The organism is Rathayibacter sp. VKM Ac-2929, from assembly GCF_022815495.1.
Classification (GTDB): Bacteria; Actinomycetota; Actinomycetes; order Actinomycetales; family Microbacteriaceae; genus Rathayibacter; species Rathayibacter festucae.
Genome location: NZ_JALGRV010000005.1, coordinates 410354 through 435745, shown reverse-complemented (window position 1 = coordinate 435745; position 25392 = coordinate 410354). Strand labels below are relative to the sequence as shown.

The window sequence follows — 25392 nt, the reverse complement described above, 5'->3', positions numbered from 1 at the left end:
GCTGCTGGTGCTACTTGATGGATCCGCCCGCGGCGACGATCTTCTGCTCGGCAGAGCTGGAGACCTTGTCGACCGCGACGTTCAGCGTAACCGCAATGTCCCCGTCGCCGAGAACCTTGACCTTCTCGTTCTTGCGGACGGCACCCTTCGCGACCAGGTCGCTGATGGTGACGTCGCCGCCCTGAGGGTAGAGCTCCGCGAGAGCGGACAGGTTCACGACCTGGTACTCGACGCGGAACGGGTTCTTGAAGCCGCGGAGCTTCGGGGTGCGCATGTGCAGCGGCATCTGCCCACCCTCGAAGCCGACGCGCACCTGGTAGCGGGCCTTGGTGCCCTTGGTGCCGCGACCGGCGGTCTTTCCCTTGGATCCCTCACCGCGGCCGACGCGAGTCTTCGCCTTCTTGGCGCCCACTGCGGGTCGGAGGTGGTGGACCTTGAGCACGTGCTCCTTGGTCGAGGCCTGCGCGGGAGTCGTGGACTCCGCGACGGCCTGGTTCTTCTCAGCCATTAGTCAATCTCCTCGACCTTCACCAGGTGGGCGACGGTCTTCACGTATCCGCGGTTCTGAGAGTTGTCCTCGCGGACGACGCTCTGACCGATCTTCCTGAGGCCGAGCGAGCGCAGCGTGTCGCGCTGGTACTGCTTCTCGCTGACCTTCGACTTGATCTGGGTCACCTTGAGCTGGGCCATCAGGCACCTGCCTTCGACTTGGACGCGGCGGCGAGGGCGTCGGCCTCGGCACGGACGAGCCGGGGCGGCGCGACCTGGTCGAAGTCGAGCCCGCGACGAGCGGCGACGGCGCGCGGCTCCTCGAGCTGCTGCAGGGCCGTCACCGTCGCGTGGACGATGTTGATGGTGTTCGACGAGCCGAGCGACTTGCTCAGGACGTCGTGGATGCCGGCGCACTCGAGCACGGCGCGGACGGGACCGCCGGCGATGACACCGGTACCCGACGACGCGGGGCGCAGGAGCACGACACCGGCAGCGGCCTCACCCTGGACGGGGTGCGGGATGGTCGAGCCGACGCGCGGGACGCGGAAGAAGTTCTTCTTCGCCTCCTCGACGCCCTTGGAGATGGCGGTGGGGACCTCGCGGGCCTTGCCGTAGCCGACTCCGACGAGTCCGTTGCCGTCGCCGACGACGACGAGCGCGGTGAAGCTGAAGCGACGACCGCCCTTGACGACCTTCGACACGCGGTTGATGGTCACGACGCGCTCGAGGAACTGGCTCTTCTCGGAGTCGCGGCCACCGCGGTCGCGGCCACCCTGGTTGCGGTCACGGCCACCACGACGGGGCTCGCGAGCCTCCTGCTGGGGCTGCGTGGACGCAGCGGTCTCGACGGGGGCCTCCGACACGGCGGCGACCTCGGGTTCCTTGCTCTCTGCGGCGGTCACAGGTTGAGCCCTGCCTCTCGTGCTCCATCGGCGATCGCGGCGACGCGACCGGCGTACTTGTTGCCTCCGCGGTCGAAGACGACCGCCTCGACTCCTGCGGTCTTCGCGCGCTCGGCGAGAAGCTCGCCGACCCGGCGGGCCTTGGCGGTCTTGTCACCGTCGAACACGCGGAGGTCGGCCTCGAGGGTCGACGCGGACGCGAGGGTGCGACCCAGCGAGTCGTCGACGATCTGCACGAAGACGTGACGGGCCGATCGGTTGACGACGAGACGGGGGCGCTCGGCGGAGCCGACGACCTTCTTGCGCAGACGGTCGTGTCGACGACCGCGCGCAGCGGACTTGCTCTTTCCTCTGGTTCCGAGTCCCATGATCACTTACCGCTCTTTCCGGCCTTGCGGCGAACGACCTCGCCGGCGTAGCGCACGCCCTTGCCCTTGTAGGGCTCGGGCTTGCGGATCTTACGAATGTTGGCGGCCACTTCACCGACGGCCTGCTTGGAGATGCCGTGCACGGTGACCTTGTTGTTGCCCTCGACCGTGAACGAGATGCCCGCGGGAGGGGTGACGACGACCGGGTGCGAGAAGCCGAGGGCGAACTCGATGTCCGAGCCCTTCACCAGCACGCGGTAACCGGTTCCGACGACCTCGAGGCCCTTGGAGTAGCCCTGCGTGACACCGATGATGTCGTTCGCGATGAGCGTCCGGGTGAGGCCGTGGAGCGAGCGCGACTCGCGCTCGTCGTCGGGGCGGGAGACCAGGACCTGGCCGCCTTCGACGGCGACCTGGATGGGGCTGGCGACCGGGATGGTCAGCTCGCCCTTGGGGCCCTTGACGGTGACGAGGGATCCGGCGACGGAGACGTCGACGCCCGCCGGGATCTCGATGGGGAGTCTTCCGATTCGCGACATGGGGTTACCACACGTAGGCGAGGATCTCCCCACCCACGCCCTTCTTCTCGGCCTGACGGTCGGTCAGCAGACCGCTCGACGTGGACAGGATGGCGACGCCGAGGCCACCGAGGACGGTGGGGATCTCGGTCGACTTCGCGTAGACGCGCAGGCCGGGCTTCGAGACGCGCTTGATGCCGGCGATGGAGCGCTCGCGGTTCGGTCCGTACTTGAGGGAGATGGAGAGCGTCGTGCCGACGCGCGCCTCCTCGACCTTCCAGTCGGAGATGTAGCCCTCGCGCTTGAGGATCTCGGCGATGTTCGCCTTGAGCTTCGAGCCGGGGAGGGCGATGGAGTCGTGGTGCGCGGAGTTCGCGTTGCGGATTCTGGTCAGCAGATCTGCGACCGGATCAGTCATGGTCATGGCTGATGGTGCCTTTCTCGCCTGGTTTCGGCACCCTTTACAAGAGTGACGACCTGTGGTGTGGGACGGCGCCGACGACGTCGACGCCCATGCGGCCGCGCGAGCGCAGGCCAACGAGCCATGGTACACGGCTGAGGGCCGGCGGTCGAGGGCCGACGGCCGATCCTCCCGGGAGAGGACCGGAGCTCTGAGAGTGCTTCCGCGCCGCGGGGCGGGCGGGTGCACAGCGAGGCCGGAGGGCGGGTGATCCGCCCTCCGGCCTCGGGGGTCGTGCTACGCGTTGTCCGCCGACTTGAACGGGAAGCCGAGCTGCTTGAGCAGCGCGCGACCCTCGTCGTCGGTCTTCGCGGTGGTGACCACGGTCACGTCGAAGCCGCGGACGCGGTCGATGCGGTCCTGGTCGATCTCGTGGAAGATCGACTGCTCCGTGATGCCGAAGGTGTAGTTGCCGTTGCCGTCGAACTGGCGGTCCGAGAGACCGCGGAAGTCGCGGATGCGCGGCAGCGCCACCGAGAGCAGGCGGTCCAGGAACTCCCACGCGCGGTCACCGCGGAGGGTGACGTGCGCGCCGATGGCCTGGCCCTCGCGCAGCTTGAACTGCGCGATGGACTTGCGGGCCTTCGTGACCTGGGGCTTCTGGCCCGTGATCGCGGTGAGGTCCTTGATGGCGCCGTCGATGATCTTGCCGTCGCGGGCCGCCTCGCCGACTCCGGTGTTCACGACCACCTTCACCAGGCCGGGGACCTGGTGGATGTTCGAGAAGCCGAACTGCTCCTTGAGAGCGGGGATGATGTCGGCCTGGTACTTGGCCTTGAGCCGCGGCTGAACCTTCGCAGCCACTGCGGTGGTGTCAGTCATTACAGTTCCTCACCCGACGCCTTCGCGTAGCGAACGCGAACCGTCTTGGTCACGCCGTCCTTGGTGACGGCCACGTTGCGGTGGCCGACCCGGGTCGGCTTCTTGGTCTTCGGGTCGACGACCGCGACGTTCGAGATGTGGAGGGGGGCCTCGATGGTCTCGATGCCGCCCTCCTTCGAGCCGCGCTGCGACTGGCCGACGCGGTTGTGCTTCTTGACGAAGTTCACACCCTCGACGACGACGCGGTTCTTCTCGACCAGGACCTCGAGAACCTTGCCCTGCTTGCCGCGGTCTCCGCCGCGGGCCTGGGTCGCGCCCGAGATGACCTGCACGAGGTCACCCTTCTTGATCTTGGCCATGACTAGATAACCTCCGGTGCCAGCGAGACGATCTTCATGAACTTCTTGTCGCGGAGCTCGCGACCGACCGGTCCGAAGATGCGGGTGCCGCGGGGGTCCCCGTCGTTCTTCAGGATCACGGCGGCGTTCTCGTCGAACTTGATGTACGAGCCGTCGGGACGACGGGTCTGCTTGATGGTGCGGACGATGACGGCCTTGACCACATCGCCCTTCTTGACGTTTCCGCCGGGGATCGCGTCCTTGACGGTCGCGACGATGACGTCACCGAGGCCGGCGTAGCGGCGGCCGGAGCCACCGAGCACGCGGATGGTGAGGAGCATCTTGGCGCCGGTGTTGTCGGCGACCTTGACTCGGGATTCTTGCTGAAGCATGTGTCTCTCCTGCTAACTCAAGCGGGCCGGGGCCTACTTGGCCTTCTCGAGGATCTCGACCAGGCGCCAGCGCTTGGTGGCGCTGAGGGGACGGGTCTCGCTGATGACGACGGAGTCGCCGATGCCGGCGGAGTTCAGCTCGTCGTGGACCTTGACCTTGGACGTGCGGCGGATGACCTTGCCGTACAGCGGGTGCTTCACCCGGTCCTCGACCTCGACGACGATGGTCTTGTCCATCTTGTCGCTGGTCACGTAGCCGCGACGGGTCTTGCGGTAACCGCGAGCACCCGCCTCCTTGATGTCGTGGGCGGCCGACTCGTGGCCGGCGCTGTCAGTGACGGTTGCCATTACTTGGCCTCCTCGTTCGACTCGGTCGCCGCGACCTCGGCCTTGGCGGCCTTCTTGGTCTTCGGCTTCTTCTCCGCCTTGGCCGGAGCCTCGACGGGGGCGGGGGTGGCGCGGATGCCCAGCTCGCGCTCACGGATGACCGTGTAGATGCGGGCGATGTCGCGCTTGACGGCACGCAGGCGGCCGTTGGTGTCCAGCTGGCCGGTGGCCGACTGGAAGCGGAGGTTGAACAGCTCCTCCTTGGCCTTCTTCAGCTCCGAGACGAGACGCTCGTCCTCGAAGGTGTCGAGCTCGGTGGGAACGAGCTCCTTGGATCCGATCGCCATTATGCGTCTCCCTCCTCGCGCTTGATGATGCGTGCCTTGAGGGGCAGCTTGTGGATGGCACGGGTCATGGCCTCACGAGCGAGCTGCTCGTCGACGCCGGCGACCTCGAAGAGGACGCGACCCGGCTTGACGTTCGCGACCCACCACTCCGGCGAGCCCTTACCGGAACCCATGCGGGTCTCGGCGGGCTTCTTGGTCAGCGGGCGGTCGGGGTAGATGTTGATCCACACCTTCCCACCGCGCTTGATGTGGCGCGTCATGGCGATACGAGCGGACTCGATCTGACGGTTGGTCACGTAGGCCGGGGTGAGGGCCTGGATGCCGTACTCACCGAACGACACCTTGGTGCCACCGGTGGCCTGGCCGGAACGGCCCGGGTGGTGCTGCTTGCGGTGCTTGACTCGACGCGGAATCAACATGGTTATGCCTCAACTCCTGCTGCGACGGGCGCCTCGCTCTGCTGGCGGGGGGCGCGACGCGGACGGTCGCTGCGCTCGGGGCGCGACGACTTGCTGTTCGCCTGCTCCCGAGCGAGCTCCTTGTTGGTGATGTCGCCCTTGTAGATCCAGACCTTCACGCCGATGCGGCCGAAGGTGGTCTTCGCCTCGTAGAAGCCGTAGTCGATGTTCGCGCGGAGGGTGTGCAGCGGCACGCGTCCCTCGCGGTAGAACTCCGAGCGGCTCATCTCGGCGCCGCCGAGGCGGCCGGAGACCTGGATGCGGACGCCCTTGGCGCCGGCGCGCTGCGCGCCCTGCAGACCCTTGCGCATCGCGCGGCGGAAGGCCACGCGGGCGGAGAGCTGCTCGGCGATGCCCTGCGCGACCAGCTGAGCCTCGGCCTCGGGGTTCTTCACCTCGAGGATGTTCAGCTGGATCTGCTTGGCGGTGAGCTTCTCGAGGTCGGCGCGGATGCGCTCGGCCTCGGCGCCGCGGCGACCGATCACGATGCCCGGGCGGGCGGTGTGGATGTCGACGCGGACGCGGTCGCGGGTGCGCTCGATCTCGATGCGGGCGACGCCCGCGCGGTCGAGCTGCGTGGCGAGGAGCCGGCGGATCTTGACGTCCTCAGCGAGGAAGTCGCTGTACCGCTGGCCCTTCTTGGTGCTGTCGGAGAACCAGCGCGACACGTGGTCGGTGGTGATTCCCAGACGGAAACCGTAGGGGTTTACTTTCTGACCCATTACTTGGTCCCCTCCTCAGGAGTGGCCAGCACGACGGTGATGTGGCTGGTGCGCTTGTTGATGCGGAAGGCACGACCCTGAGCACGGGGCTGGAATCGCTTGAGGGTGGTTCCCTCATCGACGAAGGCGCGGGACACGAACAGGTCCTGGTCGTCGAGGTACTCGTTCGAGGCATCGGCCTTGACGCGAGCGTTGGCCATCGCCGAGGCGACGAGCTTGTAGACGAACTCGGACGCACCCTGCGGGGCGAACTTGAGGATGGCCAGGGCCTCCTCCGCCTGCTTCCCGCGGATCAGGTTCACGACACGGCGAGCCTTCTGGGGGGTGACGCGGATGTGTCGCACGCGTGCGATCGACTCCACCATTTCTCTCCTCCTTCTCGTCGCCGCGTCAGCGGCGACGGCCCTTCTTGTCGTCCTTCTCGTGACCGCGGAAGGTCCGAGTGGGGGCGAACTCGCCGAGCTTGTGGCCGACCATGGTCTCGGTCACGAACACGGGGATGTGCTTGCGACCGTCGTGGACCGCGATGGTGTGACCCAGCATCGCCGGGATGATCATCGAGCGGCGCGACCAGGTCTTGATGACGTTCTTGTTGCCGGCTTCGTTGGCCGTGAACACCTTGCGGAGCAGGTGGTCGTCAACGAAGGGGCCCTTCTTGAGACTGCGAGGCATCTTCTACAACTCCTACTTGCGCTTCTTACCGGCGGTGCGGCGGCGAACGATGAGCTTGTCGCTCTCCTTGTTGGGGCGACGGGTGCGTCCCTCGGACTGGCCCCAGGGGCTGACCGGGTGGCGACCACCGGAGGTCTTGCCCTCTCCACCACCGTGGGGGTGGTCGACCGGGTTCATCGCGACACCGCGGACGGTCGGGCGGACGCCCTTCCAGCGCATGCGGCCGGCCTTGCCCCAGTTGATGTTCGACTGCTCGGCGTTGCCGACCTCGCCGATCGTGGCGCGGCAGCGCGCGTCGACGTTGCGGATCTCGCCCGACGGCAGGCGGAGCTGCGCGTAGGGGCCGTCCTTGGCGACGAGGCGGACCGAGGTGCCGGCCGAGCGGGCGAGCTTGGCGCCGCCACCCGGCTTGATCTCGATGGCGTGGATGACCGTACCGGTCGGGATGTTGCGCAGCGGCAGGTTGTTGCCGGGCTTGATGTCGGCGCCCGAGCCCGACTCCACGACGTCGCCCTGCGAGAGCTTGTTCGGAGCCAGGATGTAGCGCTTGGTGCCGTCCACGAAGTGGAGCAGCGCGATGCGCGCCGTGCGGTTGGGGTCGTACTCGATGTGAGCGACCTTGGCGTTGATGCCGTCCTTGTCGTTCCGACGGAAGTCGATCAGACGGTACTGGCGCTTGTGGCCACCACCGATGTGACGCGTCGTGATGCGACCGGAGTTGTTGCGGCCACCGGTCTTGGACAGCGGGCGAAGGAGCGACTTCTCAGGCGTCGATCGGGTGATCTCGGCGAAGTCGGCAACGCTGGAGCCGCGGCGACCGGGGGTCGTGGGCTTGTACTTACGAATAGCCATTGTCTGTTTCCTCTACGCTTCTTCGGCTCAGCCGACGCTCGTGAAGATGTCGATGGAGCCGGACTTCAGCGTGACGATCGCGCGCTTGGTGTCCTTGCGCTTGCCGGCCCCGAACTTCGTGCGGCGGGTCTTGCCCTGACGGTTCAGCGTGTTGATCGACGCGACCTGGACACCGAAGATCTTCTCGATGGCGAGCTTGATCTCGGTCTTGTTGGAGCGCGGGTCGACGACGAAGGTGTACTTGCCCTCGTCGATCAGGCCGTAGGACTTCTCCGAGACCACCGGCGAGATGATGACGTCGCGGGGGTCCTTGTTGAACGCGGCGGACTGGCTCATGCGTTCACCTCTTCCTTCTTGGCGCCGGACTTCGAGGCGACGAACGCGTCGAGTGCGGCCTTCGTGAAGACGATGTCGTCGGAGACGAGCACGTCGTACGCGTTGAGCTGGTCGGACGGCAGGATGTGCACGAACGGCACGTTGCGGAGCGAGAGCTCGGCGATGAAGTCGTCGCGCTCGAGGACCACGAGGACGTTGCGCGACACCGAGAGGGCGTCGAGCAGGACGAGGACGTCCTTCGTCTTCGGGGTCTCGCCGAGGGCGAGGGACTCGACCACGTGCACGCGCGAGCCGCGGGCGCGGTCCGAGAGAGCACCGAGCAGAGCCGCGGCGATCATCTTCTTGGGGGTGCGCTGCGCGTAGCTGCGGGGGGTGGGTCCGTGGACCACGCCACCACCGGTCATGTGCGGGGCGCGGATCGAGCCCTGACGAGCGCGACCGGTTCCCTTCTGCTTGAACGGCTTGCGGCCGGCTCCCGAGACCTCGCCACGGTTCTTCGTGGAGTGGGTGCCCTGGCGCGCCGCGGCGAGCTGCGCCACGACGACCTGGTGGATCAGGGGGATGTTGGTCTGGACGTCGAAGAGCTCGGCGGGGAGCTCGAACGCACCCGACTTGTTGCCCTGGACGTCGATGATGTCGACAGAGGTAGCCATGGAACTACGCTCCCTTCACGGCGTTGCGAACGAACACGAGGCGACCGCGCGCACCGGGGACGGCGCCCTTGACGAGCAGCAGACCCTTCTCGGCGTCGACGGAGTGCACCTTGAGGTTGAGCACGGTGACGCGCTCGCCACCCATGCGACCGGCCATGCGCATGCCCTTGAAGACACGGCTGGGGGTCGAGGAGGCGCCGATGGAGCCGGGCTTGCGGTGGTTGCGGTGCGAACCGTGCGAAGCCGAGACGCCCTTGAAGTTGTGACGCTTCATGACACCGGCGAAGCCCTTGCCCTTGGAGGTGCCGACGACGTCGACCTTGGTGCCGGCTTCGAAGACGGCGTCCACGGTCAGCTCCTGGCCGGCCGAGTAGTCGGCGGCGTCGGAGGTGCGGACCTCGGTGAGGTGGCGGCGGGGGGTGACGCCCGCGGCGTCGAAGTGACCGGCGGCGGGCTTGTTCACCTTGCGCGGGTCGATCGCACCGGCGGCGAGCTGGACGGCGGTGTAGCCGTCCTTCTCCTCCGTGCGGACCTGGGTCACGACGTTGGGGCTGATCTCGATGACCGTGACGGGGACGAGCTTGTTGTTCTCGTCCCAGACCTGGGTCATGCCGAGCTTCGTGCCGAGGAGGCCCTTGCTGGTCTTCAGCGTGGGGGAAACAGTGACAGACATGGTGGCACTCCTCCTTAGAGCTTGATCTCGATGTTGACGTCGGCCGGGAGGTCGAGGCGCATCAGCGAGTCGACGGCCTTGGGCGTCGGGTCGATGATGTCGATGAGGCGCTTGTGGGTGCGCATCTCGAAGTGCTCGCGGCTGTCCTTGTACTTGTGGGGAGAACGGATCACGCAGACCACGTTCTTCTCGGTCGGAAGCGGCACGGGGCCGACGACCGTTGCACCGGCACGGGTCACCGTGTCGACGATCTTGCGCGCCGACGTGTCGATGACCTCGTGGTCGTACGACTTCAGTCGGATGCGGATCTTCTGTCCCGCCATGTGTGATCTCTCACTCTCTTGTTATTGCGTCGTACGCCACTCCCCCGGCCGGAGCCGGGCTCGTGTCGCATAGGACGCGCTCGCGAAGGAACATCCGGAGAACCGGAGGAAGTGCACCAGTGTTCTTCTGTCAAAAGCACCGCGCTCGAGGCGCTCTGAGAGCCGTGCAGAACGCACGACGCACGGAGAGCCCGTTGAGTTGTCGGTTGTTGTCGTTCTGCTACCCGCCGCCTCGACGTCGCACTCGCGGGGCCGCCCTCTCGGGTCGAGCCGCTGGGGCGCCGTCTCGGCACTGCCTGGCAGTGTTCCACCCCCTCGCAGCACGCTGCGCGGGCGGAAATTTTGAACTAGAAGAGTCTCTCACGGATCCAGCACCCGTGCAACCCGGGCGTGTCGCGGCGCGGAGGTCGGTGGCCGCGGACGTCCGGCCGCGGAATCCCGGGCCTCAGCGGGCCCGGCCGGCGCGGGCCGCTCACTCGAAGAGCAGTGCGCGCAGCGTCGTCTCGGCCGACCCGGGGCGGGACGGATCGATCGTCTCGCCCGCCCGAAAGTGATCGAGCACCCGCGGGTCGACGTAGCTCGCGCGAGCCACGGTCGGCGTGTTCCCGAGCACCTCGGACGCGTCCTTCATCGCCTGCGAGATCGCCCTCGTGCGCAGCCGCTGGGTGGGCTGCGGGCCCGCCTTCGCGAGGCTCAGCGCCGCGGCGACCGTGCCGTGCAGAGTGCGGAAGTCCTTCGCAGTGAAGTCGTCGCCGGCGCGCTCGCGCACGTAGTCGTTGATGTCGGCCGCGGAGACCGGGCGCCAGACGCGGCCGTCCTTCCAGGCCAGGAGCCGGGCGTTCGGGCCGCGGCGCTTCAGTGCCCGGACCACCCGGGCCAGGTCGTGGTCGAGGATCTCGCTCGTCCAGGCCTGGTGGCTCTTGCCGGGGAAGGCCAGTGCGACGCGATCGCCGTGCGTCGTCGCGTGCGAGCAGAGCAGCGTCGTGAGGCCGATGCTGCCGTGCTCCTTCGCGTACTGCTCGCTGCCGACCCGCAGCGAGCCGGTGTCGAGCATCCGGAAGCCGGTCGCCAGCGCGCGCTCGCGGGTGGGCCCGTCGTCGCGGAGGGCGATCGTCACCCGGCGGCGGGCGCCGGGAAGGGCTTCCGCGAGACGGAGCGCCCGGTCGAACTTGATCCGGTCCTTCTGCTCGCGCCAGGTCGGGTGGTAGATGTACTGCCGCCGACCGGCGCCGTCGACGCCCGTGGCCTGGATGTGCCCGTTGGGGTACGGCGCGATCCAGACCTCCTGCCAGGCCGGCGGGATGCCGAGGTGGTCGAAGCGGTCCCGCAGCTCGGGGTCCGTGACCGTGGCGCCCTTGGGGTCGCGGTAGCTGAAGCCGGTACCGGAGCGGACCCGGCTGTAGCCGCGACCGCTCGAGTCGGTCCGGCGGAGTCGTTGAGTGAGCGGATCGGCCATCGACCCGACGATAGGGCGGGGGCTCCGGCACCGTCAGCGGGTTGACGGGCGCCCCCGGCCCTGCGCTACTCGTTGCCGAGGCGCTTGTCGGCCTGGCGCTTGAGGTCCTCGATGCGGTCGTCGTACTTGCCCTTGGTGAGGCGGCTCGCGATGTCGCCGGTCTTCTCGAGCACCTGGTCCGAGACGCCCTCCGCCTTCTCGCTGCGGAGCGTCTCCTGGACCTTCTTGCTGTTGAGCAGCTCGCCGGCCTGTCGTCCGAGCTTGCCGAAGTCCACCATGGTTCCTCCTTGATCCGTGCGGGCAGGGGGCCGCGCGAGCCTCAGTGTGGCGACGTCGCCTGGACGAACGGTGCGGGACGCGCCGGGCAGATCAGAGAGCGAGGACGCGGGCCGCGGCATCGGCGAGGGCCCGGCCGTACGAGGGTCCGTGGCCGGCGGCGTGCACCGCGAGCGGATGGAGCTGGTGCAGCGGCACGCGATCGGCGGCGCCCGGGCGCAGCGGGTGGACCTCCTCGTAGCCGGCGAGGACGTCGTCGAGCCGGGGCAGCCCGAACAGCGCCAGCATGGCGAGGTCGGTCTCGCGGTGGCCGCCGTGCGCCGCCGGGTCGATCAGCACCGCGCCCTCGTCCGACCACAGCACGTTGCCGTTCCAGAGGTCGCCGTGCAGGCGCGCCGGGACGTCGTCGTCGTCGAAGGCTCCGGCCCGGACGAGGTCGAGGGCGCTCTCGACGGTGCGGGCGTCGGCGGAGGACAGGTTCCCCGCCTCGAGGGCCGGGCGGAGGAAGGGCCGGACCCGCTGCTCCGCGTAGAAGCGGCCCCAGGAGTCCTCCGGAGTGCAGGGCATCGTGCGGCGTCCGATGAAGGCGGGGCCGGACCAGCCGGCCGGCGGCGCACCGAAGGCGGCGGCTCCCGCGTCGTGCGTGCGCGCGAGGGCGCCTCCGAAGCGCCGGGCGGCCTCCCGCGTCGGGCGGGCGGAGCGGATCTCCTCGAGCTCGATGCGGCCGGGCTCGACGAGCAGCACCTCGGCGCAGCGCGCTCCCCCGGCCTCCTCGGCCTCGGCCAGCCAGCGCAGTCCCGCCGCCTCCCACTCGAAGAACTGCGCGGGAGCGGACGGGTTCGTCTTCACGAAGGGCATGCCTCCCACGCTAGTCAGCCTCCGCCGAGCGGATCGAGACCGGGGCCGACCTGCACCGGGAACGACGAGAGGGGCCGCCCGCCGAAGCGGACGACCCCTCTCGAGAGATCAGTAGGAGAACCTACTTGACGATCTTGGTGACCGTTCCGGCACCCACGGTGCGGCCACCCTCACGGATGGCGAAGCCGAGGCCCTCCTCCATGGCGATCGGCTGGATCAGCGCGACCGTCATGTCGGTGGTGTCGCCGGGCATGACCATCTCGGTGCCCTCGGGCAGCGTGATGACGCCGGTGACGTCGGTGGTGCGGAAGTAGAACTGGGGGCGGTAGTTCCCGTAGAACGGGTTGTGACGCCCACCCTCGTCCTTGGACAGGATGTACGCGGTGCCCTCGAAGTCCGTGTGCGGCGTGACCGAACCCGGCTTGACGACGACCTGGCCGCGCTCGACGTCCTCGCGCTTGGTGCCGCGGAGGAGCAGACCGCAGTTCTCGCCGGCCCAGGCCTCGTCGAGCTGCTTGTGGAACATCTCGATGCCGGTGACCGTGGTCTTCTGCGTCGGGCGGATGCCGACGATCTCGACCTCGGAGTTCAGCGAGAGGGTGCCGCGCTCGGCGCGACCGGTGACGACGGTTCCACGACCGGTGATCGTGAAGACGTCCTCGATCGGCATGAGGAACGGCTTGTCCTTGTCGCGGATCGGGTCCGGGACGGAGGCGTCGACGGCGTCCATGAGGTCGAGGATGGACTGGGTCCACGCCTCGTCGCCCTCGAGGGCCTTGAGGCCGGAGACGCGGACCACGGGGGCGTCGTCGCCGGGGAAGCCCTGCGAGGACAGCAGCTCGCGGACCTCGAGCTCGACGAGCTCGAGGATCTCCTCGTCGTCCACCATGTCGGCCTTGTTCAGGGCGACGAGGAGGTACGGCACGCCGACCTGCTTGGCGAGGAGGACGTGCTCACGGGTCTGAGCCATCGGGCCGTCGGTGGCGGCGACCACGAGGATCGCGCCGTCCATCTGAGCCGCGCCGGTGATCATGTTCTTGATGTAGTCGGCGTGACCGGGGGCGTCGACGTGCGCGTAGTGGCGCTTCGGCGTCTCGTACTCGACGTGCGAGATGTTGATCGTGATGCCGCGCTGGCGCTCCTCGGGAGCGGAGTCGATCGACGCGAAGTCACGCTGGACGTTGGTCGCGGACGGGTACTTGTCCGCCAGAACCTTCGAGATCGCCGCGGTGAGGGTGGTCTTTCCGTGGTCGACGTGACCGATGGTTCCGATGTTGACGTGCGGCTTGGTCCGCTCGAACTTGGCCTTAGCCACTGTGGGTCCTCCTCAGGACTTAGGTGCAAGCATCCGCATCCGACGCCGCACGGGGCGGCACGAGGACAGGAGGACTTGCGGGGGTTTTGTGTAGGTATGTTACCGGCAGTGGTCGCGCGGGCCATCCGATGAGGATCCGAGGCGCGCAGAACGCGGCAGCAAACCCGCACGACACTACCAGGCCCGCCGCGGTTCCGCAGAACCGCGGCGGGGGTGGGACGAGTGCTACTCGCCCTTGTTCTTCTGGACGATCTCCTCGGCGACGGCCTTGGGGACCTCGGCGTAGGTCTCGAACGTCATCGAGTAGACCGCGCGGCCCGAGGTCTTCGAGCGCAGGTCGCCGATGTAGCCGAACATCTCGGACAGCGGGACGTTGGCCTTGATGACCTTGACGCCCGCGGCGTCCTCCATCGACTGGATCATCCCGCGACGCGAGTTGAGGTCGCCGATGACGTCGCCCATGTACTCCTCGGGCGTGCGGACCTCGACGGCCATCAGCGGCTCGAGGAGGACCGGCTGCGCCTTGCGCGAGGCCTCCTTGAACGCGATGGAGCCGGCGATCTTGAACGCCATCTCCGAGGAGTCGACGTCGTGCGCCGCGCCGTCGGTCAGGGTCGCCTTGATGCCCACCATGGGGTAGCCGGCGAGGACGCCGACCAGCATGGCGTCGCGGATGCCCGCGTCGACCGAGGGGATGTACTCGCGGGGGACGCGACCACCGGTGACGCCGTTGACGAACTCGTAGGTCTTGTCGGCCTCGACCTCCATCGGCTCGATGGAGATCTGGACCTTCGCGAACTGGCCCGAGCCACCCGTCTGCTTCTTGTGGGTGTAGTCGTACTTCTCGACCGTGCGGCGGATCGTCTCGCGGTAGGCCACCTGCGGCTTGCCGACGTTGGCCTCGACGTTGAACTCGCGCTTCATGCGGTCCACCAGGATGTCGAGGTGCAGCTCGCCCATTCCCTTGATGACCGTCTGACCGGTCTCCTGGTTCTGCTCGGTGCGGAAGGTGGGGTCCTCCTCCGCGAGCTTCTGGATCGCGGTGCCGAGCTTCTCCTGGTCGGCCTTCGTCTTGGGCTCGATGGCGACCTCGATGACGGGCTCCGGGAAGGTCATCGACTCGAGCACGACCTGCGCGGTCGGGTCGCTCAGGGTGTCACCGGTGGTGGTGTCCTTGAGGCCGATGACGGCGTAGATGTGGCCGGCGGTGACCGAGTCGACCGGGTTCTCCTTGTTGGAGTGCATCTGGAAGATCTTGCCGATGCGCTCCTTCTTGCCCTTGGTCGAGTTGATGACCTGGGCGCCGGAGTCGAGCTTGCCCGAGTAGACGCGGACATAGGTGAGGCGACCGAAGAACGGGTGCACCGCGACCTTGAACGCGAGCGCCGAGAAGGGCTCGGTCGAGTCCGCGTGGCGCATGATGACCTTCTCCTCGTCGCGGACGTCGTGCGCCTCGATGGCGGGGACGTCGAGCGGGGAGGGGAGGTAGTCGACGACCGCGTCGAGCATCGGCTGGACGCCGCGGTTCTTGAACGCGGAGCCGCAGAGCACGGGGTAGATGTCCGAGTTGACGGTCAGCTTGCGGATGGCGCCCTTGATCTCGGCGACCGTGAGCTCCTCACCGCCGAAGTACTTCTCGAGCAGCTCGTCGGAGGTCTCCGCAACGGTCTCGAGCAGCTTCTCGCGGTACTCGGCGGCCTTGTCGGCCAGGTCCGCGGGGATCTCCTCGATCTCGTACTTCGCGCCGAGCGCGACGTCACCCTTCGAGTCGCCGCGCCAGGTGAGCGCGCGCATCTCGACGAGGTCGACGACGCCCTCGAAGCTGGACTCCGCGCCGATGGGCAGCTGGATGACCAGCGGCTTGGCGCCGAGGCGGTTGATGATCGTGTCGACGGTGAAGTAGAAGTCGGCGCCGAGCTTGTCCATCTTGTTGACGAAGCAGATGCGCGGGACGTCGTACTTGTCGGCCTGACGCCAGACGGTCTCGGACTGGGGCTCGACGCCCTCCTTGCCGTCGAAGACGGCGACGGCGCCGTCGAGGACGCGCAGCGAGCGCTCGACCTCGACCGTGAAGTCGACGTGACCGGGGGTGTCGATGATGTTGATCTGGTTCTTGTTCCAGAAGCACGTCGTCGCGGCGGACGTGATCGTGATGCCGCGCTCCTGCTCCTGCGCCATCCAGTCCATCGTGGCGGCGCCGTCGTGGACCTCACCGATCTTGTGCGTGATACCCGTGTAGAACAGGATGCGCTCGGTGGTGGTGGTCTTGCCGGCATCGATGTGGGCCATGATGCCGATGTTGCGGACCTTGTTCAGGTCGGTGAGCACATCTTGTGCCACGGAGTTCCTCCGATAGGTGATGGAGCCAGCGCAACGGGTTCATGGCCGATCGGCTGGGATCGTGATGGTGGCGGTCGCCCGTCCACGCCGGATCCGAGGATCCGCCGCCGGGTCCGGGACCGCGGCGCGCGCACTGAGGCGCGCGCCGCGGGACCGGGGGTCGCGCTCGCCGGGGGCGGGCGCGGGGTGCGCTACCAGCGGTAGTGCGCGAAGGCCTTGTTCGACTCGGCCATCTTGTGGGTGTCCTCGCGACGCTTGACAGCGGCGCCCAGACCGTTCGACGCGTCGAGGATCTCGTTCATGAGACGCTCGGTCATCGTCTTCTCGCGACGGGCCTTCGCGTAGCTGGTGAGCCAGCGGAGGGCGAGGGTGTTGGCGCGGTGCGGCTTGACCTCGACGGGGACCTGGTAGGTCGAGCCGCCGACGCGGCGGCTGCGGACCTCGAGGGTCGGACGGACGTTGTCGAGCGCCTTCTTGAGCGTGACGACGGCGTCCTGGCCGTTCTTGGTCGAGACCCCCTCGAGCGCGCCGTAGACGATGCGCTCGGCGAGGCCCTTCTTGCCGTCCAGGAGGATCTTGTTCACGAGCTGGCTGACGACCGGGGCGCCGTAGACGGGGTCTGCGACGACGGGGCGCTTAGGAGCGGGTCCCTTACGAGGCATTACTTCTTCTCCATCTTCGCGCCGTACCGGCTGCGAGCCTGCTTGCGGTTCTTGACGGCCTGGGTGTCCAGGGCGCCGCGAACGATCTTGTAGCGGACACCGGGGAGGTCCTTCACACGACCGCCGCGGACGAGCACCATCGAGTGCTCCTGGAGGTTGTGGCCCTCACCGGGGATGTAGGCCGTGACCTCGGTGCCGTTGGAGAGCTTCACGCGGGCCACCTTGCGGAGGGCCGAGTTCGGCTTCTTGGGCGTGGTCGTGTAGACGCGCGTGCAGACGCCGCGCTGCTGGGGGTTGGCCTTCAGGGCGGGCGCCTTGGTCTTGGTGACCTTCGGCGTGCGTCCCTTTCGGACCAACTGCTGAATCGTTGGCACTGATTTGCTCCTTGAATGCTGCACGGTGACAGCGGATCGATGGTCGACATTCGGCCTGCCCGTCTCCGGGACGGCCGAGTTCATCTGGACCCGACTCCCTCTCGGCCCCGACGAGCGGAGACCTGGAGGAGGAGGGGTATGCCGTGGGGGCCGCCCGATCGGACGAACCCGCGGGTCCTCGCGGACCCGGTGGAGCGAAGCGCGGCACTGCGCCGGCCCGGAGGCACGACACGAGCGCACGACAAAGCGCACACCCGAAGAATATTACGGGGAGTGACGGGGGCGGTCAACCGGACGGCGTTCGCCCTGGGAGAGAACGCCGCCCGGGAGCCTCACTCGCGCTCGTCGCCCTCCCAGCCCCAGTGCGGGGTCCCGCCGCCGGCGTCGCGGCGGGCGAGCATCGCGAGGAAGAGGATCTGCACCGCTCCGGCCAGCACGCCCGCGGCGATCGCGAAGGGCGTCGCGGCGTGGTCGACGACGAAGCGGAGGATGGCGCCCGGCTCCCCCAGACCCAGGCCGTAGATCGCGCCGCCGACCAGGAGGAAGAGCGCGTAGACGACGACCGCCGTCAGCAGCGAGGGGCCGACGAGACGGCTGACGCCGGGCCGGGCGGCGAGTGTGATCATCGAGACGAGGACGGCGAGGACGCAGACCGCCACCACGACCGGGCCGAGGATCGGGCCGGCGTCGCGCTCGGGGACGACGTCCTGGTCCAGCAGCAGGCTGAGCACGCCGAACGCGCAGACCACGAGGGCGAGGTAGAGGAAGGACGCGAACGCCGCGAGGGCGATGCCGTAGCCGAGCCCGGCGCCGCGGCCCTGCTCCCCCGGGCCGGCGGCCGTCACGACTGCGCGGCGGCGTCGCGCTCGGCGTTGCGGCGCTTCACCCCGCGCGCCCGGCCGGCGATGAGGCTCCCGCCCCAGACGCTGACCTCCCGGGCGAGCACTGCGGCCGCGGCGACGGCGAGGAGGGTCGCGGGGTCGCGGAGGAAGTCGACGACGGCGGTGCGGTCCTGCGGCACGGCGAAGCCGCCGACCGCGGACCAGGCGCCGACGAGGGCCGCCGCGCCGGCGAGCAGGGCGACGAAGAAGCCGCCGAGGACGTAGGCCCACCAGCCCGCGCGGTTGACGGCGAGGACGATCAGGGCGAGGCCGACGAAGAAGGCGGCCACCGGGAGGAGGAAGACGGCCGTGGGGCCCTGCGCGAGCGCGATGGACGCGGGGTCGCCCGCGACGGCGTCGATCAGCACGCGGATCGCGGTGAGGGCGACGAGGTACAGGGCGGCGAAGACCGCGGTGGTGAGCAGGGCGATGGCCAGGCCGGCGAGGCGGTTGCCCTTCCGGCGGGCGGGCTCCGGCTCCGGCTCGACGGAGCCGAGCGGGGACGGCGACGCGGGCTGCGCCTCCTGCACGGCGGTGGCGCCGGTCGCGGGACGTCGGCCGCCCGGCTCCGGCTCGGGCCAGACGTACTCCCGGGTCGGCTCGGTCCCGTCGCCCGTCGTCGGCATCCGCGTGGTCTCGGCTTCGCTGTTCCCCGTCACTCCGACAGCTTAGGCACGGGTCCGCGCGGGTCGAGCGACCGCCGCGCCCACCCCGGGACGGGGGACGCCGCCGCGGGCCGGTGGACGCCTCTGCGGGCCGGTGCGCTACTCGAGCGGGTGCAGCAGGCGGTGCAGGAACTGCCGGGTGCGCGGCTCCTGCGGCTCGCGGAGGATCTGCGCAGGGGCGCCGCGCTCGACGACCACGCCGTCGGCCATGAAGACGACCTCGGAGGCGACCTGCCGGGCGAACTCCAGTTCGTGCGTGACGACGAGCATCGTCCAGCCCTCGCCCGCCAGCTCGCGCATCAGCGAGAGGACGTCGCCGACCAGCTCGGGGTCGAGCGCCGACGTCGGCTCGTCGAAGAGCAGCAGGTCGGGCCGGAGCGCGAGGGCGCGGACGATGCCGACCCGCTGCTGCTGGCCGCCGGAGAGCTCGAAGGGGTAGGCGCCGCCGCGGCCGCCGAGACCGACGCGCTCGAGCAGCGCCTCCGCCTCCGGGACCACCTCGGACGCCGGGCGGCGCTGCACGCGGAGCGGGCCCTCCGTGACGTTCTGCAGGACGGTGAGGTGCGGGAAGAGATTGAAGTGCTGGAAGACCATCGCCGAGCGGTCGCGCAGCGCGGTGAGCGCGCGCTTGCCGACCGGCCCGCCGAAGTCGAGCACCGAGCCGTCCGCGAGCTCGAGGACGCCGCCGTCGGGGACCTCGAGGCTGTTCAGCGAGCGCAGCACCGTCGTCTTGCCCGAGCCGGACGGGCCGATCAGCGCGATGACCTGGCCGCGGCGGATCTCGAGGTCGATGCCGCGGAGGACCTCGACGCCGCTGAAGGACTTGCGCAGCCCCGTGGCGCGGAGGACGGGCCGCTCGCCGTCGGCGGGGCGGCCTGCGGTGCCGGAGGAGGCGTCAACGGGCGACATAGCGGTCCAATCGCTTCTCGAGGAGGCTCTGGCCGCTGGAGAGGACGAGGCAGATGAGCCAGTAGATGAGGGCGGCCTCGAGGTAGAGCAGCATGAACTCGCTCGAGGCGGTGGCGATCTTCTGCGCCTGGCGGAAGAGCTCGGTCACCAGGATCAGCGAGGCGAGCGAGGTGTCCTTGACCAGCGAGATGAACGTGTTGGAGAGCGGCGGCACCGAGACGCGCGCGGCCTGCGGCAGGATGATCCGCCGCAGCGCGAGTCCGCGGCCCATGCCGATGGTGTGCGCCGCCTCCCACTGCCCCTTGGGCACGCTGAGGATCGCGGCGCGGATGACCTCTGCCGCGTAGCCGCCGACGTTCAGGGCGAAGGCGATGATCGCGCTCGGCCAGGGGTCGATCTTGACGCCCAGGCTGGGCAGGCCGTAGAAGATCACGAAGAGCTGCACCAGGAGCGGGGTGCCGCGGATCACGGAGATGTAGGCCCGGGCGATCCAGGACAGGACCTTCACTCGCGAGAGGCGCATCAGCGCGACGGCCAGCGCGAGGGCCAGGCCGAGCACGAAGCTCGACAGCGCCAGCGGGATCGTGCCGACGATGCCGCCCGACAGGATCGGCCAGAACGACCTGAAGAACAGTTCCATCTTGTCTTCTCCCGCCGGAGGCGGGAGAAGACCGCGGTCGGCATTTCGAGGTGGATGCGTGGGGCAGAGCGGGTCGCGTCCGCTTCCGAGAAATGCTGGCACGCATGCGGTGCTGCTGTGTCTTCTTCCTCTGAAGCGGAAGAAGACCGCGGTCGGCTTCTCGAGTTGGCGCGTGAGCAGAGCGGGTCGCGTCCGCTCCCGAGAAATGCTGGCACGCATTTCTCGGAACCGCTCGGCCTTGCAAAACGCGGGTGTCGGTCGACCCATGCTGGTCGAGCAGCCCCGCAGGGGCGTATCGAGACCCGCCGTGTCCGGGACGGTGGTTTGTGGACTCGCGTCCCGGTGACGGTGGATCTCGATGCGCCCGCTGCGCGGGCTACTCGATCAGCATGGTGCAGCCGGCGGTCGGATGCGGCGACCAGCGCCGCAGGCGTCCTTCTTGCTGGTCGAGCAGCCCCGGAGGGGCGTATCGAGACCCGCCGCCGGAGGCGTGGCTACTGGGAGACGTCGGCGCCGAAGTAGCGCTCGGAGATGGAGGCGAGGGTGCCGTCGGCCCGCAGCTCGTCGAGGGCGCCGTCGACCGCGGCGACGAGGTCGTCCGAGCCCTTCGGGAAGGTGAAGGCGCTGGAGGAGCTGTCGTCGGTCGTCACGGCGACCTTGAGGCCAGCGGCCTGGTCGGGGTACGTCGTCGACCAGTCCAGCCAGGTGAGGCGGTCGTTGAGGGTCGCGTCCACGCGGCCCTGCTCGACGAGGGCGACGGCCTGGGCCCAGCCCTCGACGCCCTCGACGGTCGCGCCGCTGTCCTGCGCGAGCGTGTACCAGTTGCTCGAGAGCGACTGCGCGGTGGTCTTGCCGGAGAGCGAGTCGAGCGAGGTGATCTCGGTGTCGTCGGCCGGCACGACGACCACGCCGGGGCTCACCGAGTACGGCTCGGAGAAGTCGTACTTCGCGCTGCGCTCGTCGTTGATCGAGACCTGGTTGGCGATCACGTCGAAGCGGCCGCCGTCCAGACCCGCGAACATCGCGTCCCACTGGGTCTCCTCGAACTCCGGCTCGACGCCGAGCTTCTCGGCGACCGCGGTGATCACCTCGACGTCGTAGCCGGTGAGGTCGCCCGTGCCGCCGTCGGCGTGGAAGGAGAACGGGGAGTAGGTGCCCTCGGTGCCGATGGTCAGCTTCCCGGACTCCTCGACCTCGGCGAGCGTCAGCCCGGAGGCGGTCGAGGCGGTGCTGTCGTCGCTGGAGCCGGAGACCACGTCGTCGGTGGAGGCGGGGGCGCAGCCGGCCAGGACGAGGGCGGCGGCGGCCGCGGTCGTGCCGAGCAGGACGCGCAGCGAGGTGCGGGCGGGGAGGAGCGTCACAGTGTCTTTCCTTCGGTGCATCGCGGTGTCTCACGACCGGATCGCGGCCGGAGCCGCGCACGGTTCGGTGGGGTGGGGAGGAGCGGACGGCGATCGATCGCACGCGTCCGCACCCTCCACCCAACCAGCGGGAGGGGGACCGCTATTCCCGGATGTCGCCGTGTGACGCCGGACGGGCACCGAGCCCCACGAGGAACGACTCCGCGCCGGCGACCTCGTCCGCCGTCAGACCGGCCGCCGCCTCGGGCACGATCAGGTGGAACGGCGTCTCCTGCTCGCGCGCCCAGTCGACGGCGTCGCCGCGGAGGTTGTCGTCGATCCAGACGACGGCGTCGATCGCGACCCTCTCCCGTGCCTGCTCGAGCCAGACGGCGACGGGCTGGAGCTTGCCGGTCTGCCCGGGGAAGCGCGGGTCGCGAGGGAGTCCGCCGCCGAAGACGATGGCCTCGGTGCCGGCCGGCAGACCGAGATCGCCCGCGAGCACCGAGGTGAGCTTCGGCGGCCAGGTGGTGGCCCAGACGATCGTGCCGACGGCGGCGAGGCGGCGCACCAGCTCCTCGCGCTCGGGCTCGAGCATCAGCCGGTGGCCGCCCGCCGCGCGGTCGCTCGAGACGGACGGGTTCAGGACGCCGTCGACGTCGAGCAGGATGAGGGCGGCCATGGCTGCAACCGTAGCCGCGGCCGCGGTCCGGCGCGAGGCGGGAGCGCCCGCTAGCGTGGGCGGGTGCCCCCCTCCGCCCGTCTCCCCGGTGGAGCACTGGTCTCGCTCGAGCCCGACCCGATCCGCAAGGGCTCGCTGGTGCTGGAGATCGACGGCTCGGAGCAGTCCCTGATCGACCTCCGCGCGCCCGAGCAGCTCGGCCTCGAGTACCTGGCCCGGCTCGGCGCCGCGGTCGATGCGCTCGGGCCGGCGGGAGCGCCCGTGACGGTCCTCCACCTCGGTGCGGGCGCGCTGGCGCTCGCGCGCTACGTCGCCGCCACCCGCCCCGGCTCCGAGCAGACGGTCGTCGAGCGGTCGGCCGGACTGGTCGACTTCGTGCTCCAGCACGCGCCGCTGCCGGCCGGGACGAGGCTGTGCAGTCTCACCGCGGACGCCGCCGATCCCCTCGCCGTCTCCCCCGCGGACCTCGTCGTGCTCGACGTCTACGACGGCGACGAGATCCCCGAGTCCTTCTACCGGGCCGAGGTCCTCGCCCGCGTCGCCCGAGTGGTCGAGGAGAGCGGACTACTGGCGGTCAACGTCGCCGACGACGCCGATCACCGGCGCCTGCGGCGGCTCCGGCGGGAGGTGCAGCGCGTGCTGCCGGTGGTCGCCGCCGTCGGTCCGCTCAGCTACGCCGAGGGGCGCGGGAGCGGCAACGCGATCCTGCTCGCCTCACGAGGCGACCTCGCCTCGCACGCCGCCGCCCGTCTCCTGCAGGCCGGGCCGCACCCGGTCGCGGCCGTTGCGGATCGCGACGTCGTGCCCGTCGAGGTGGCGGTAGAAGTCGACCCGTGACTCCAGCGCGATGCCGGCGTCGAGGTACTTGGCCTTGATCCGCTTGATGTAGGTGCGCACGGTGTGCTCGGCGATCCGCATGTCGAGGGCGACGTCCTTGACCGCCGTGCCGGACCCGTAGGAGCGCATGACGCGGCTCTCCTGCCGGCTGAGCACGGGCCGGCGGTGCTCGCCGGCGGCGAGGAAGCGGTGCCGGGCCGCTTCCGAGATCCAGGAGCGGCCGGACGCGACCGACACCAGGGCCGCGACGAGCTCGCCCGGCTCGTCGCCCTTCCAGACGAAGGCGGTGCGCTCGAGGCGGAGCACGGCGCGGACGGCCTCGAGCGAGTCCGACGCGGACAGCACCACCAGGCCGCGATGCCGCGCGCTGACCTCCGCGAGCGTGCTGGTCAGCACCTCGGGCGCGACCCGGTCGAGGTCCAGGACCGCGATCGTGTCCGCCTCGGCGGCGTCCGGGTCCGCGACACTCAGGTGCGGGAGGACGTCGACGAGGAGCGCCGCGAGAGCCGCGCGCTCGATGGACAGACCGCTCACCACGGTCACAGCGAACTTCTCGAATTCCGCCACGGAAACCCCTTGCGAGGACGGTCGGGTCCGTCCTGGATCGAACCGTAGCGAAAGGAGGACCGGCCGAGCCACGCACGGGACATTCCGTCCCGACGACCATCAGCGCATCTCCGCCGACCGCGGAACCCCCTCCTTGCTCGCGCCCCGCCCAGGAGGGCTAGTCTCCGTGACGATGAACGACTCCGACGAGACCGCCCTCCGCTCGACCCGGATCCCCGCCGACCAGGTGCGGGCCCGGATGCTCCGCGCCGCCCGCGAGGTCATCTCGGCCCACGGTCTCACGGTCGGCTTCGCCCATCTGCCGATGGAGGAGTACATCCGCCTGGCCGCCGTGCCGCGCAGCTCGGTCTACCGGATCTGGAGCACGCGGGAGGAGTTCGTCGCCGACCTCATCGGCGAGATCTTCGTCGCGGACCGCTTCGCCGACGGCGCGGATCCCGACGCCCAGCGGGCGATGACCGAGGTCTACGAGCGCTCCTCCGCCCACCTCGGCACCGCGGTGGGCCGCCGTCAGGTGGCCTGGGAGATGATCCGCATCGGTGCGAACTCCAGCGTGGAGACCCTTCGCGCCTCCGTCGACTGGTCCTCCTACAACGCGCTGCTGGCGTGCACCTTCTCGATGGAGGAGGGGCCCGCGCGCGAGGCGGTGCGCGCCACCGCCCGCCGGCTCGAGACCATGCTCAGCCAGCGGCTGCGCGACTACTACCAGGACGTCCTGGACCAGTTCAGCGCCTCGCTCCGGCCCGGCTTCACCACGCTCCAGCTCGCGCACCTCACCGCGATCGTCACGGACGGGCTGGTGCACCGCGGGCGACTGCTCGACGACGAGCTCGACGCCGTCGTCACGGCGCCCGGCCTGGACGGCGAGCCCGTCGAGTGGAGCCTCACCGCCTGGACGATCCGCTCGATCGTCGACGGGATGCTCGAGCCGGTCGCCGAGGACGAGCCTCCCGCCGACCGCTAGAGCGCGGCGTCCTCCGCCGGTGCGGACCGGGTGGGCGCGGGCGGCACGGGCTCGCAGAACCCGTCGATCAGCATCAGCGTGCCCGCCACCACGAGCGAGGGCGAGTCCGGCCGACCCGGATCGATCGGTCCGGTCACCAGCTCGGGCGCGGCGATCCGGGCGACGCAGAGTCCCTCGACGAACGAGGAGATGGCGGAGGCGAGCACGGCGTACTCCTCCTCCCGCCCCGAGCGCAGGCGCAGGCCCGCCTCGGCGAGGGTGTGCCGGTAGTACTTCGCCATGTTCTCGATGAAGTGCACCTGGCGCGAGTGCAGGGCCTCGTGGATCGCGACGCGGGCCGACTCCGAGTGCGAGTCGACCGCGCCGATCAGGGCGACGAAGTTGCGCCAGTGCTGCGAGGCGAACACGTTGTCGTAGTTGGCCTCGATCGCGACGGTGAGCGAGGCGACGAGGATCTCGCGCATCTGCTCGGGAGTCGGCTGCTCGGCGAGGCGGCGGTGCAGGTAGGCGTCCCCCGCGGTGAGCGAGGTGGGGTCGAGCCGGGCCGTGAGGATCCGCTCGGGGATCGCCGCGACCAGCTCGTCGTAGAACGCCTGGCGGGTGGGCCAGATCCGGTAGACCGTGCTGCGCGGCACTCCGGCGGAGCGGATGACGTCCTCGAGCGGCAGGTGCGAGACGCCGACGCGCAGGCCCTCCGCGCGGACGACCGCGAGGGCGGCGTCGAGGAGCCGGGTCCGGACCTGCTCGCGGCTGAGTCGGGCCGGTCGCGGCGGGACCTCGGGCGGGGTGTCGGTGCCCATCGTGCCTCCGGAGGCGGGTGAGCGGGGCGGCTTCGGCGTCCCCGGTGCCCCCGAGCGTAGACGATCGCCGACAGTCGTCGCGCACATCGGCTACTCGGGAGGTCACAGAGGCAGCCGGACGCGCGGGACGGGCGCGGCTCGCGCTCGGCGTGCGAGCCGCGCGAGCCGCGC

General features: G+C 69.6%; 36 protein-coding genes. 1 reads left to right on the top strand and 35 read right to left on the bottom strand.

Going from position 1 to position 25392, the window contains the following annotated elements; all coding sequences use genetic code 11:
- Positions 1 to 10: 10 nt before the first annotated feature.
- The 34 genes from rplO to MT355_RS21680 all read right to left on the bottom strand — a co-directional run bounded on the left by rplO (position 11) and on the right by MT355_RS21680 (position 23457).
- Positions 11 to 508 carry a 50S ribosomal protein L15 gene (rplO, locus tag MT355_RS17895; RefSeq protein WP_123445055.1) on the bottom strand — a complete coding sequence of 166 codons (498 nt, stop codon included), beginning with the start codon at positions 506 to 508 and terminating at the stop codon, positions 11 to 13.
- Complete coding sequence (gene rpmD, locus MT355_RS17890; RefSeq protein ID WP_173232138.1) at positions 508 to 690, bottom strand: 50S ribosomal protein L30; 183 nt, start codon at positions 688 to 690, stop codon at positions 508 to 510. The genes rplO and rpmD overlap by 1 nt, the downstream gene beginning before the upstream one ends.
- Entirely contained in the window at positions 690 to 1394 is a 705-nt protein-coding gene (gene rpsE, locus MT355_RS17885; protein ID WP_123445054.1) for a 30S ribosomal protein S5, read from the bottom strand. Before rpsE ends, rpmD begins: the two co-directional genes overlap by 1 nt.
- Positions 1391 to 1762, bottom strand: a complete 372-nt coding sequence (gene rplR / locus MT355_RS17880) for a 50S ribosomal protein L18 (RefSeq protein WP_123445053.1) — start codon at positions 1760 to 1762, stop codon at positions 1391 to 1393. Before rplR ends, rpsE begins: the two co-directional genes overlap by 4 nt.
- A 2-nt stretch (positions 1763 to 1764) precedes the next feature.
- Positions 1765 to 2301 (bottom strand): 50S ribosomal protein L6, encoded by a 537-nt coding sequence (gene rplF / locus MT355_RS17875; protein ID WP_243600556.1) that lies wholly within the window; start codon positions 2299 to 2301, stop codon positions 1765 to 1767.
- A 4-nt stretch (positions 2302 to 2305) separates the two neighbouring features.
- Positions 2306 to 2704, bottom strand: a complete 399-nt coding sequence (gene rpsH, locus MT355_RS17870; RefSeq protein WP_123445051.1) for a 30S ribosomal protein S8 — start codon at positions 2702 to 2704, stop codon at positions 2306 to 2308.
- Between the two features lie 273 nt (positions 2705 to 2977).
- A complete protein-coding gene (rplE, locus tag MT355_RS17865) occupies positions 2978 to 3562 on the bottom strand; it encodes a 50S ribosomal protein L5 (RefSeq protein ID WP_123445050.1) in 585 nt (194 codons plus the stop codon).
- On the bottom strand, positions 3562 to 3921 hold the full coding sequence (gene rplX, locus MT355_RS17860) for a 50S ribosomal protein L24 (RefSeq protein WP_123445049.1): 360 nt from the start codon (positions 3919 to 3921) through the stop codon (positions 3562 to 3564). The genes rplE and rplX overlap by 1 nt, the downstream gene beginning before the upstream one ends.
- Before the next feature lie 2 nt (positions 3922 to 3923).
- Positions 3924 to 4292, bottom strand: coding sequence for a 50S ribosomal protein L14 (gene rplN / locus MT355_RS17855; protein ID WP_123445048.1), 369 nt, complete (start codon positions 4290 to 4292; stop codon positions 3924 to 3926).
- A 33-nt stretch (positions 4293 to 4325) separates the two neighbouring features.
- Positions 4326 to 4640, bottom strand: coding sequence for a 30S ribosomal protein S17 (gene rpsQ / locus MT355_RS17850; protein ID WP_123445047.1), 315 nt, complete (start codon positions 4638 to 4640; stop codon positions 4326 to 4328).
- Positions 4640 to 4966, bottom strand: a complete 327-nt coding sequence (gene rpmC / locus MT355_RS17845; protein ID WP_123733513.1) for a 50S ribosomal protein L29 — start codon at positions 4964 to 4966, stop codon at positions 4640 to 4642. Before rpmC ends, rpsQ begins: the two co-directional genes overlap by 1 nt.
- Complete coding sequence (gene rplP, locus MT355_RS17840) at positions 4966 to 5385, bottom strand: 50S ribosomal protein L16 (RefSeq protein WP_123445045.1); 420 nt, start codon at positions 5383 to 5385, stop codon at positions 4966 to 4968. The genes rpmC and rplP overlap by 1 nt, the downstream gene beginning before the upstream one ends.
- A 2-nt stretch (positions 5386 to 5387) precedes the next feature.
- Positions 5388 to 6146, bottom strand: a complete 759-nt coding sequence (gene rpsC, locus MT355_RS17835) for a 30S ribosomal protein S3 (RefSeq protein WP_056037327.1) — start codon at positions 6144 to 6146, stop codon at positions 5388 to 5390.
- On the bottom strand, positions 6146 to 6511 hold the full coding sequence (gene rplV / locus MT355_RS17830) for a 50S ribosomal protein L22 (protein ID WP_243600555.1): 366 nt from the start codon (positions 6509 to 6511) through the stop codon (positions 6146 to 6148). Before rplV ends, rpsC begins: the two co-directional genes overlap by 1 nt.
- Positions 6512 to 6536: 25 nt before the next feature.
- A complete protein-coding gene (gene rpsS, locus MT355_RS17825) occupies positions 6537 to 6818 on the bottom strand; it encodes a 30S ribosomal protein S19 (protein WP_055787078.1) in 282 nt (93 codons plus the stop codon).
- 12 nt (positions 6819 to 6830) lie between these two features.
- Complete coding sequence (gene rplB, locus MT355_RS17820) at positions 6831 to 7670, bottom strand: 50S ribosomal protein L2 (RefSeq protein ID WP_123445043.1); 840 nt, start codon at positions 7668 to 7670, stop codon at positions 6831 to 6833.
- Positions 7671 to 7697: 27 nt separating this feature from the next.
- On the bottom strand, positions 7698 to 8006 hold the full coding sequence (gene rplW, locus MT355_RS17815) for a 50S ribosomal protein L23 (RefSeq protein ID WP_123445042.1): 309 nt from the start codon (positions 8004 to 8006) through the stop codon (positions 7698 to 7700).
- The gene (gene rplD / locus MT355_RS17810; protein ID WP_123445041.1) at positions 8003 to 8659 is read right to left on the bottom strand and encodes a 50S ribosomal protein L4; all 657 of its coding nucleotides are present in this window, start codon (positions 8657 to 8659) and stop codon (positions 8003 to 8005) included. The genes rplW and rplD overlap by 4 nt, the downstream gene beginning before the upstream one ends.
- A gap of 4 nt (positions 8660 to 8663) precedes the next feature.
- Entirely contained in the window at positions 8664 to 9332 is a 669-nt protein-coding gene (gene rplC, locus MT355_RS17805; RefSeq protein ID WP_104224566.1) for a 50S ribosomal protein L3, read from the bottom strand.
- A gap of 14 nt (positions 9333 to 9346) precedes the next feature.
- Complete coding sequence (rpsJ, locus tag MT355_RS17800; protein ID WP_005050520.1) at positions 9347 to 9655, bottom strand: 30S ribosomal protein S10; 309 nt, start codon at positions 9653 to 9655, stop codon at positions 9347 to 9349.
- A gap of 472 nt (positions 9656 to 10127) precedes the next feature.
- Positions 10128 to 11111, bottom strand: coding sequence for a DNA topoisomerase IB (locus MT355_RS17795; protein WP_243586255.1), 984 nt, complete (start codon positions 11109 to 11111; stop codon positions 10128 to 10130).
- A gap of 65 nt (positions 11112 to 11176) precedes the next feature.
- Entirely contained in the window at positions 11177 to 11389 is a 213-nt protein-coding gene (locus tag MT355_RS17790; RefSeq protein ID WP_123735027.1) for an antitoxin, read from the bottom strand.
- Positions 11390 to 11480: 91 nt separating this feature from the next.
- Positions 11481 to 12263, bottom strand: a complete 783-nt coding sequence (locus MT355_RS17785; RefSeq protein ID WP_279392582.1) for a fructosamine kinase family protein — start codon at positions 12261 to 12263, stop codon at positions 11481 to 11483.
- A 103-nt stretch (positions 12264 to 12366) separates the two neighbouring features.
- The gene (gene tuf / locus MT355_RS17780) at positions 12367 to 13560 is read right to left on the bottom strand and encodes an elongation factor Tu (protein ID WP_123445037.1); all 1194 of its coding nucleotides are present in this window, start codon (positions 13558 to 13560) and stop codon (positions 12367 to 12369) included.
- Positions 13561 to 13785: 225 nt separating this feature from the next.
- Positions 13786 to 15900, bottom strand: coding sequence for an elongation factor G (gene fusA / locus MT355_RS17775; protein ID WP_123445036.1), 2115 nt, complete (start codon positions 15898 to 15900; stop codon positions 13786 to 13788).
- A gap of 191 nt (positions 15901 to 16091) precedes the next feature.
- Entirely contained in the window at positions 16092 to 16562 is a 471-nt protein-coding gene (gene rpsG / locus MT355_RS17770) for a 30S ribosomal protein S7 (protein WP_056037355.1), read from the bottom strand.
- Positions 16562 to 16936, bottom strand: a complete 375-nt coding sequence (gene rpsL, locus MT355_RS17765) for a 30S ribosomal protein S12 (protein WP_011186743.1) — start codon at positions 16934 to 16936, stop codon at positions 16562 to 16564. The genes rpsG and rpsL overlap by 1 nt, the downstream gene beginning before the upstream one ends.
- 332 nt (positions 16937 to 17268) lie before the next feature.
- Positions 17269 to 17781 carry a DUF6121 family protein gene (locus MT355_RS17760; protein WP_123445035.1) on the bottom strand — a complete coding sequence of 171 codons (513 nt, stop codon included), beginning with the start codon at positions 17779 to 17781 and terminating at the stop codon, positions 17269 to 17271.
- Positions 17778 to 18476 carry a hypothetical protein gene (locus tag MT355_RS17755; RefSeq protein WP_243600553.1) on the bottom strand — a complete coding sequence of 233 codons (699 nt, stop codon included), beginning with the start codon at positions 18474 to 18476 and terminating at the stop codon, positions 17778 to 17780. Before MT355_RS17755 ends, MT355_RS17760 begins: the two co-directional genes overlap by 4 nt.
- A 105-nt stretch (positions 18477 to 18581) precedes the next feature.
- Positions 18582 to 19391: an amino acid ABC transporter ATP-binding protein gene (locus MT355_RS17750; protein WP_243600552.1), complete on the bottom strand. Its 810-nt coding sequence runs from the start codon at positions 19389 to 19391 to the stop codon at positions 18582 to 18584.
- Positions 19378 to 20031, bottom strand: coding sequence for an amino acid ABC transporter permease (locus MT355_RS17745; protein ID WP_243600551.1), 654 nt, complete (start codon positions 20029 to 20031; stop codon positions 19378 to 19380). The genes MT355_RS17750 and MT355_RS17745 overlap by 14 nt, the downstream gene beginning before the upstream one ends.
- A 494-nt stretch (positions 20032 to 20525) precedes the next feature.
- Positions 20526 to 21392, bottom strand: a complete 867-nt coding sequence (locus tag MT355_RS17740; protein WP_372487839.1) for an amino acid ABC transporter substrate-binding protein — start codon at positions 21390 to 21392, stop codon at positions 20526 to 20528.
- A gap of 142 nt (positions 21393 to 21534) precedes the next feature.
- Positions 21535 to 22053 (bottom strand): HAD domain-containing protein, encoded by a 519-nt coding sequence (locus tag MT355_RS17735; protein WP_243600550.1) that lies wholly within the window; start codon positions 22051 to 22053, stop codon positions 21535 to 21537.
- A 714-nt stretch (positions 22054 to 22767) separates the two neighbouring features.
- Complete coding sequence (locus MT355_RS21680) at positions 22768 to 23457, bottom strand: LuxR C-terminal-related transcriptional regulator (protein ID WP_123735020.1); 690 nt, start codon at positions 23455 to 23457, stop codon at positions 22768 to 22770.
- 172 nt (positions 23458 to 23629) lie between these two features.
- On the opposite strand from MT355_RS21680, the gene MT355_RS17725 reads away from it, so the two are divergent.
- On the top strand, positions 23630 to 24421 hold the full coding sequence (locus tag MT355_RS17725; protein WP_148060213.1) for a hypothetical protein: 792 nt from the start codon (positions 23630 to 23632) through the stop codon (positions 24419 to 24421).
- On the opposite strand, the gene MT355_RS17720 is transcribed toward MT355_RS17725, so the two are convergent.
- On the bottom strand, positions 24418 to 25221 hold the full coding sequence (locus MT355_RS17720) for a TetR/AcrR family transcriptional regulator (protein ID WP_243600549.1): 804 nt from the start codon (positions 25219 to 25221) through the stop codon (positions 24418 to 24420). The two genes, MT355_RS17725 and MT355_RS17720, sit on opposite strands and share 4 nt — an antisense overlap.
- Positions 25222 to 25392: the final 171 nt, after the last annotated feature.

What these genes read in the sequence shown, in the direction of transcription:
- rplB (WP_123445043.1), bottom strand. Translation starts at nt 7,670, where the DNA reads ATGGCTATTCGTAAGTACAAGCCCACGACCCCCGGTCGCCGCGGCTCC.
- rpsQ (WP_123445047.1), bottom strand. Translation starts at nt 4,640, where the DNA reads ATGGCAACCGTCACTGACAGCGCCGGCCACGAGTCGGCCGCCCACGAC.
- rplF (WP_243600556.1), bottom strand. Translation starts at nt 2,301, where the DNA reads ATGTCGCGAATCGGAAGACTCCCCATCGAGATCCCGGCGGGCGTCGAC.
- rplD (WP_123445041.1), bottom strand. Translation starts at nt 8,659, where the DNA reads ATGGCTACCTCTGTCGACATCATCGACGTCCAGGGCAACAAGTCGGGT.
- rpsG (WP_056037355.1), bottom strand. Translation starts at nt 16,562, where the DNA reads ATGCCTCGTAAGGGACCCGCTCCTAAGCGCCCCGTCGTCGCAGACCCC.
- MT355_RS17745 (WP_243600551.1), bottom strand. Translation starts at nt 20,031, where the DNA reads ATGGAACTGTTCTTCAGGTCGTTCTGGCCGATCCTGTCGGGCGGCATC.
- rpsJ (WP_005050520.1), bottom strand. Translation starts at nt 9,655, where the DNA reads ATGGCGGGACAGAAGATCCGCATCCGACTGAAGTCGTACGACCACGAG.
- rplE (WP_123445050.1), bottom strand. Translation starts at nt 3,562, where the DNA reads ATGACTGACACCACCGCAGTGGCTGCGAAGGTTCAGCCGCGGCTCAAG.
- MT355_RS17735 (WP_243600550.1), bottom strand. Translation starts at nt 22,053, where the DNA reads ATGGCCGCCCTCATCCTGCTCGACGTCGACGGCGTCCTGAACCCGTCC.
- rplV (WP_243600555.1), bottom strand. Translation starts at nt 6,511, where the DNA reads ATGGTGGAGTCGATCGCACGCGTGCGACACATCCGCGTCACCCCCCAG.
- rpsC (WP_056037327.1), bottom strand. Translation starts at nt 6,146, where the DNA reads ATGGGTCAGAAAGTAAACCCCTACGGTTTCCGTCTGGGAATCACCACC.
- MT355_RS17720 (WP_243600549.1), bottom strand. Translation starts at nt 25,221, where the DNA reads ATGGGCACCGACACCCCGCCCGAGGTCCCGCCGCGACCGGCCCGACTC.
- rplX (WP_123445049.1), bottom strand. Translation starts at nt 3,921, where the DNA reads ATGGCCAAGATCAAGAAGGGTGACCTCGTGCAGGTCATCTCGGGCGCG.
- rplN (WP_123445048.1), bottom strand. Translation starts at nt 4,292, where the DNA reads ATGCTTCAGCAAGAATCCCGAGTCAAGGTCGCCGACAACACCGGCGCC.
- rplC (WP_104224566.1), bottom strand. Translation starts at nt 9,332, where the DNA reads ATGTCTGTCACTGTTTCCCCCACGCTGAAGACCAGCAAGGGCCTCCTC.
- MT355_RS17795 (WP_243586255.1), bottom strand. Translation starts at nt 11,111, where the DNA reads ATGGCCGATCCGCTCACTCAACGACTCCGCCGGACCGACTCGAGCGGT.
- MT355_RS17725 (WP_148060213.1), top strand. Translation starts at nt 23,630, where the DNA reads ATGAACGACTCCGACGAGACCGCCCTCCGCTCGACCCGGATCCCCGCC.
- rpsH (WP_123445051.1), bottom strand. Translation starts at nt 2,704, where the DNA reads ATGACCATGACTGATCCGGTCGCAGATCTGCTGACCAGAATCCGCAAC.
- rpsS (WP_055787078.1), bottom strand. Translation starts at nt 6,818, where the DNA reads ATGCCTCGCAGTCTCAAGAAGGGCCCCTTCGTTGACGACCACCTGCTC.
- rpmC (WP_123733513.1), bottom strand. Translation starts at nt 4,966, where the DNA reads ATGGCGATCGGATCCAAGGAGCTCGTTCCCACCGAGCTCGACACCTTC.
- rpmD (WP_173232138.1), bottom strand. Translation starts at nt 690, where the DNA reads ATGGCCCAGCTCAAGGTGACCCAGATCAAGTCGAAGGTCAGCGAGAAG.
- rplW (WP_123445042.1), bottom strand. Translation starts at nt 8,006, where the DNA reads ATGAGCCAGTCCGCCGCGTTCAACAAGGACCCCCGCGACGTCATCATC.
- rplR (WP_123445053.1), bottom strand. Translation starts at nt 1,762, where the DNA reads ATGGGACTCGGAACCAGAGGAAAGAGCAAGTCCGCTGCGCGCGGTCGT.
- MT355_RS17790 (WP_123735027.1), bottom strand. Translation starts at nt 11,389, where the DNA reads ATGGTGGACTTCGGCAAGCTCGGACGACAGGCCGGCGAGCTGCTCAAC.
- rplO (WP_123445055.1), bottom strand. Translation starts at nt 508, where the DNA reads ATGGCTGAGAAGAACCAGGCCGTCGCGGAGTCCACGACTCCCGCGCAG.
- rplP (WP_123445045.1), bottom strand. Translation starts at nt 5,385, where the DNA reads ATGTTGATTCCGCGTCGAGTCAAGCACCGCAAGCAGCACCACCCGGGC.
- MT355_RS17750 (WP_243600552.1), bottom strand. Translation starts at nt 19,391, where the DNA reads ATGTCGCCCGTTGACGCCTCCTCCGGCACCGCAGGCCGCCCCGCCGAC.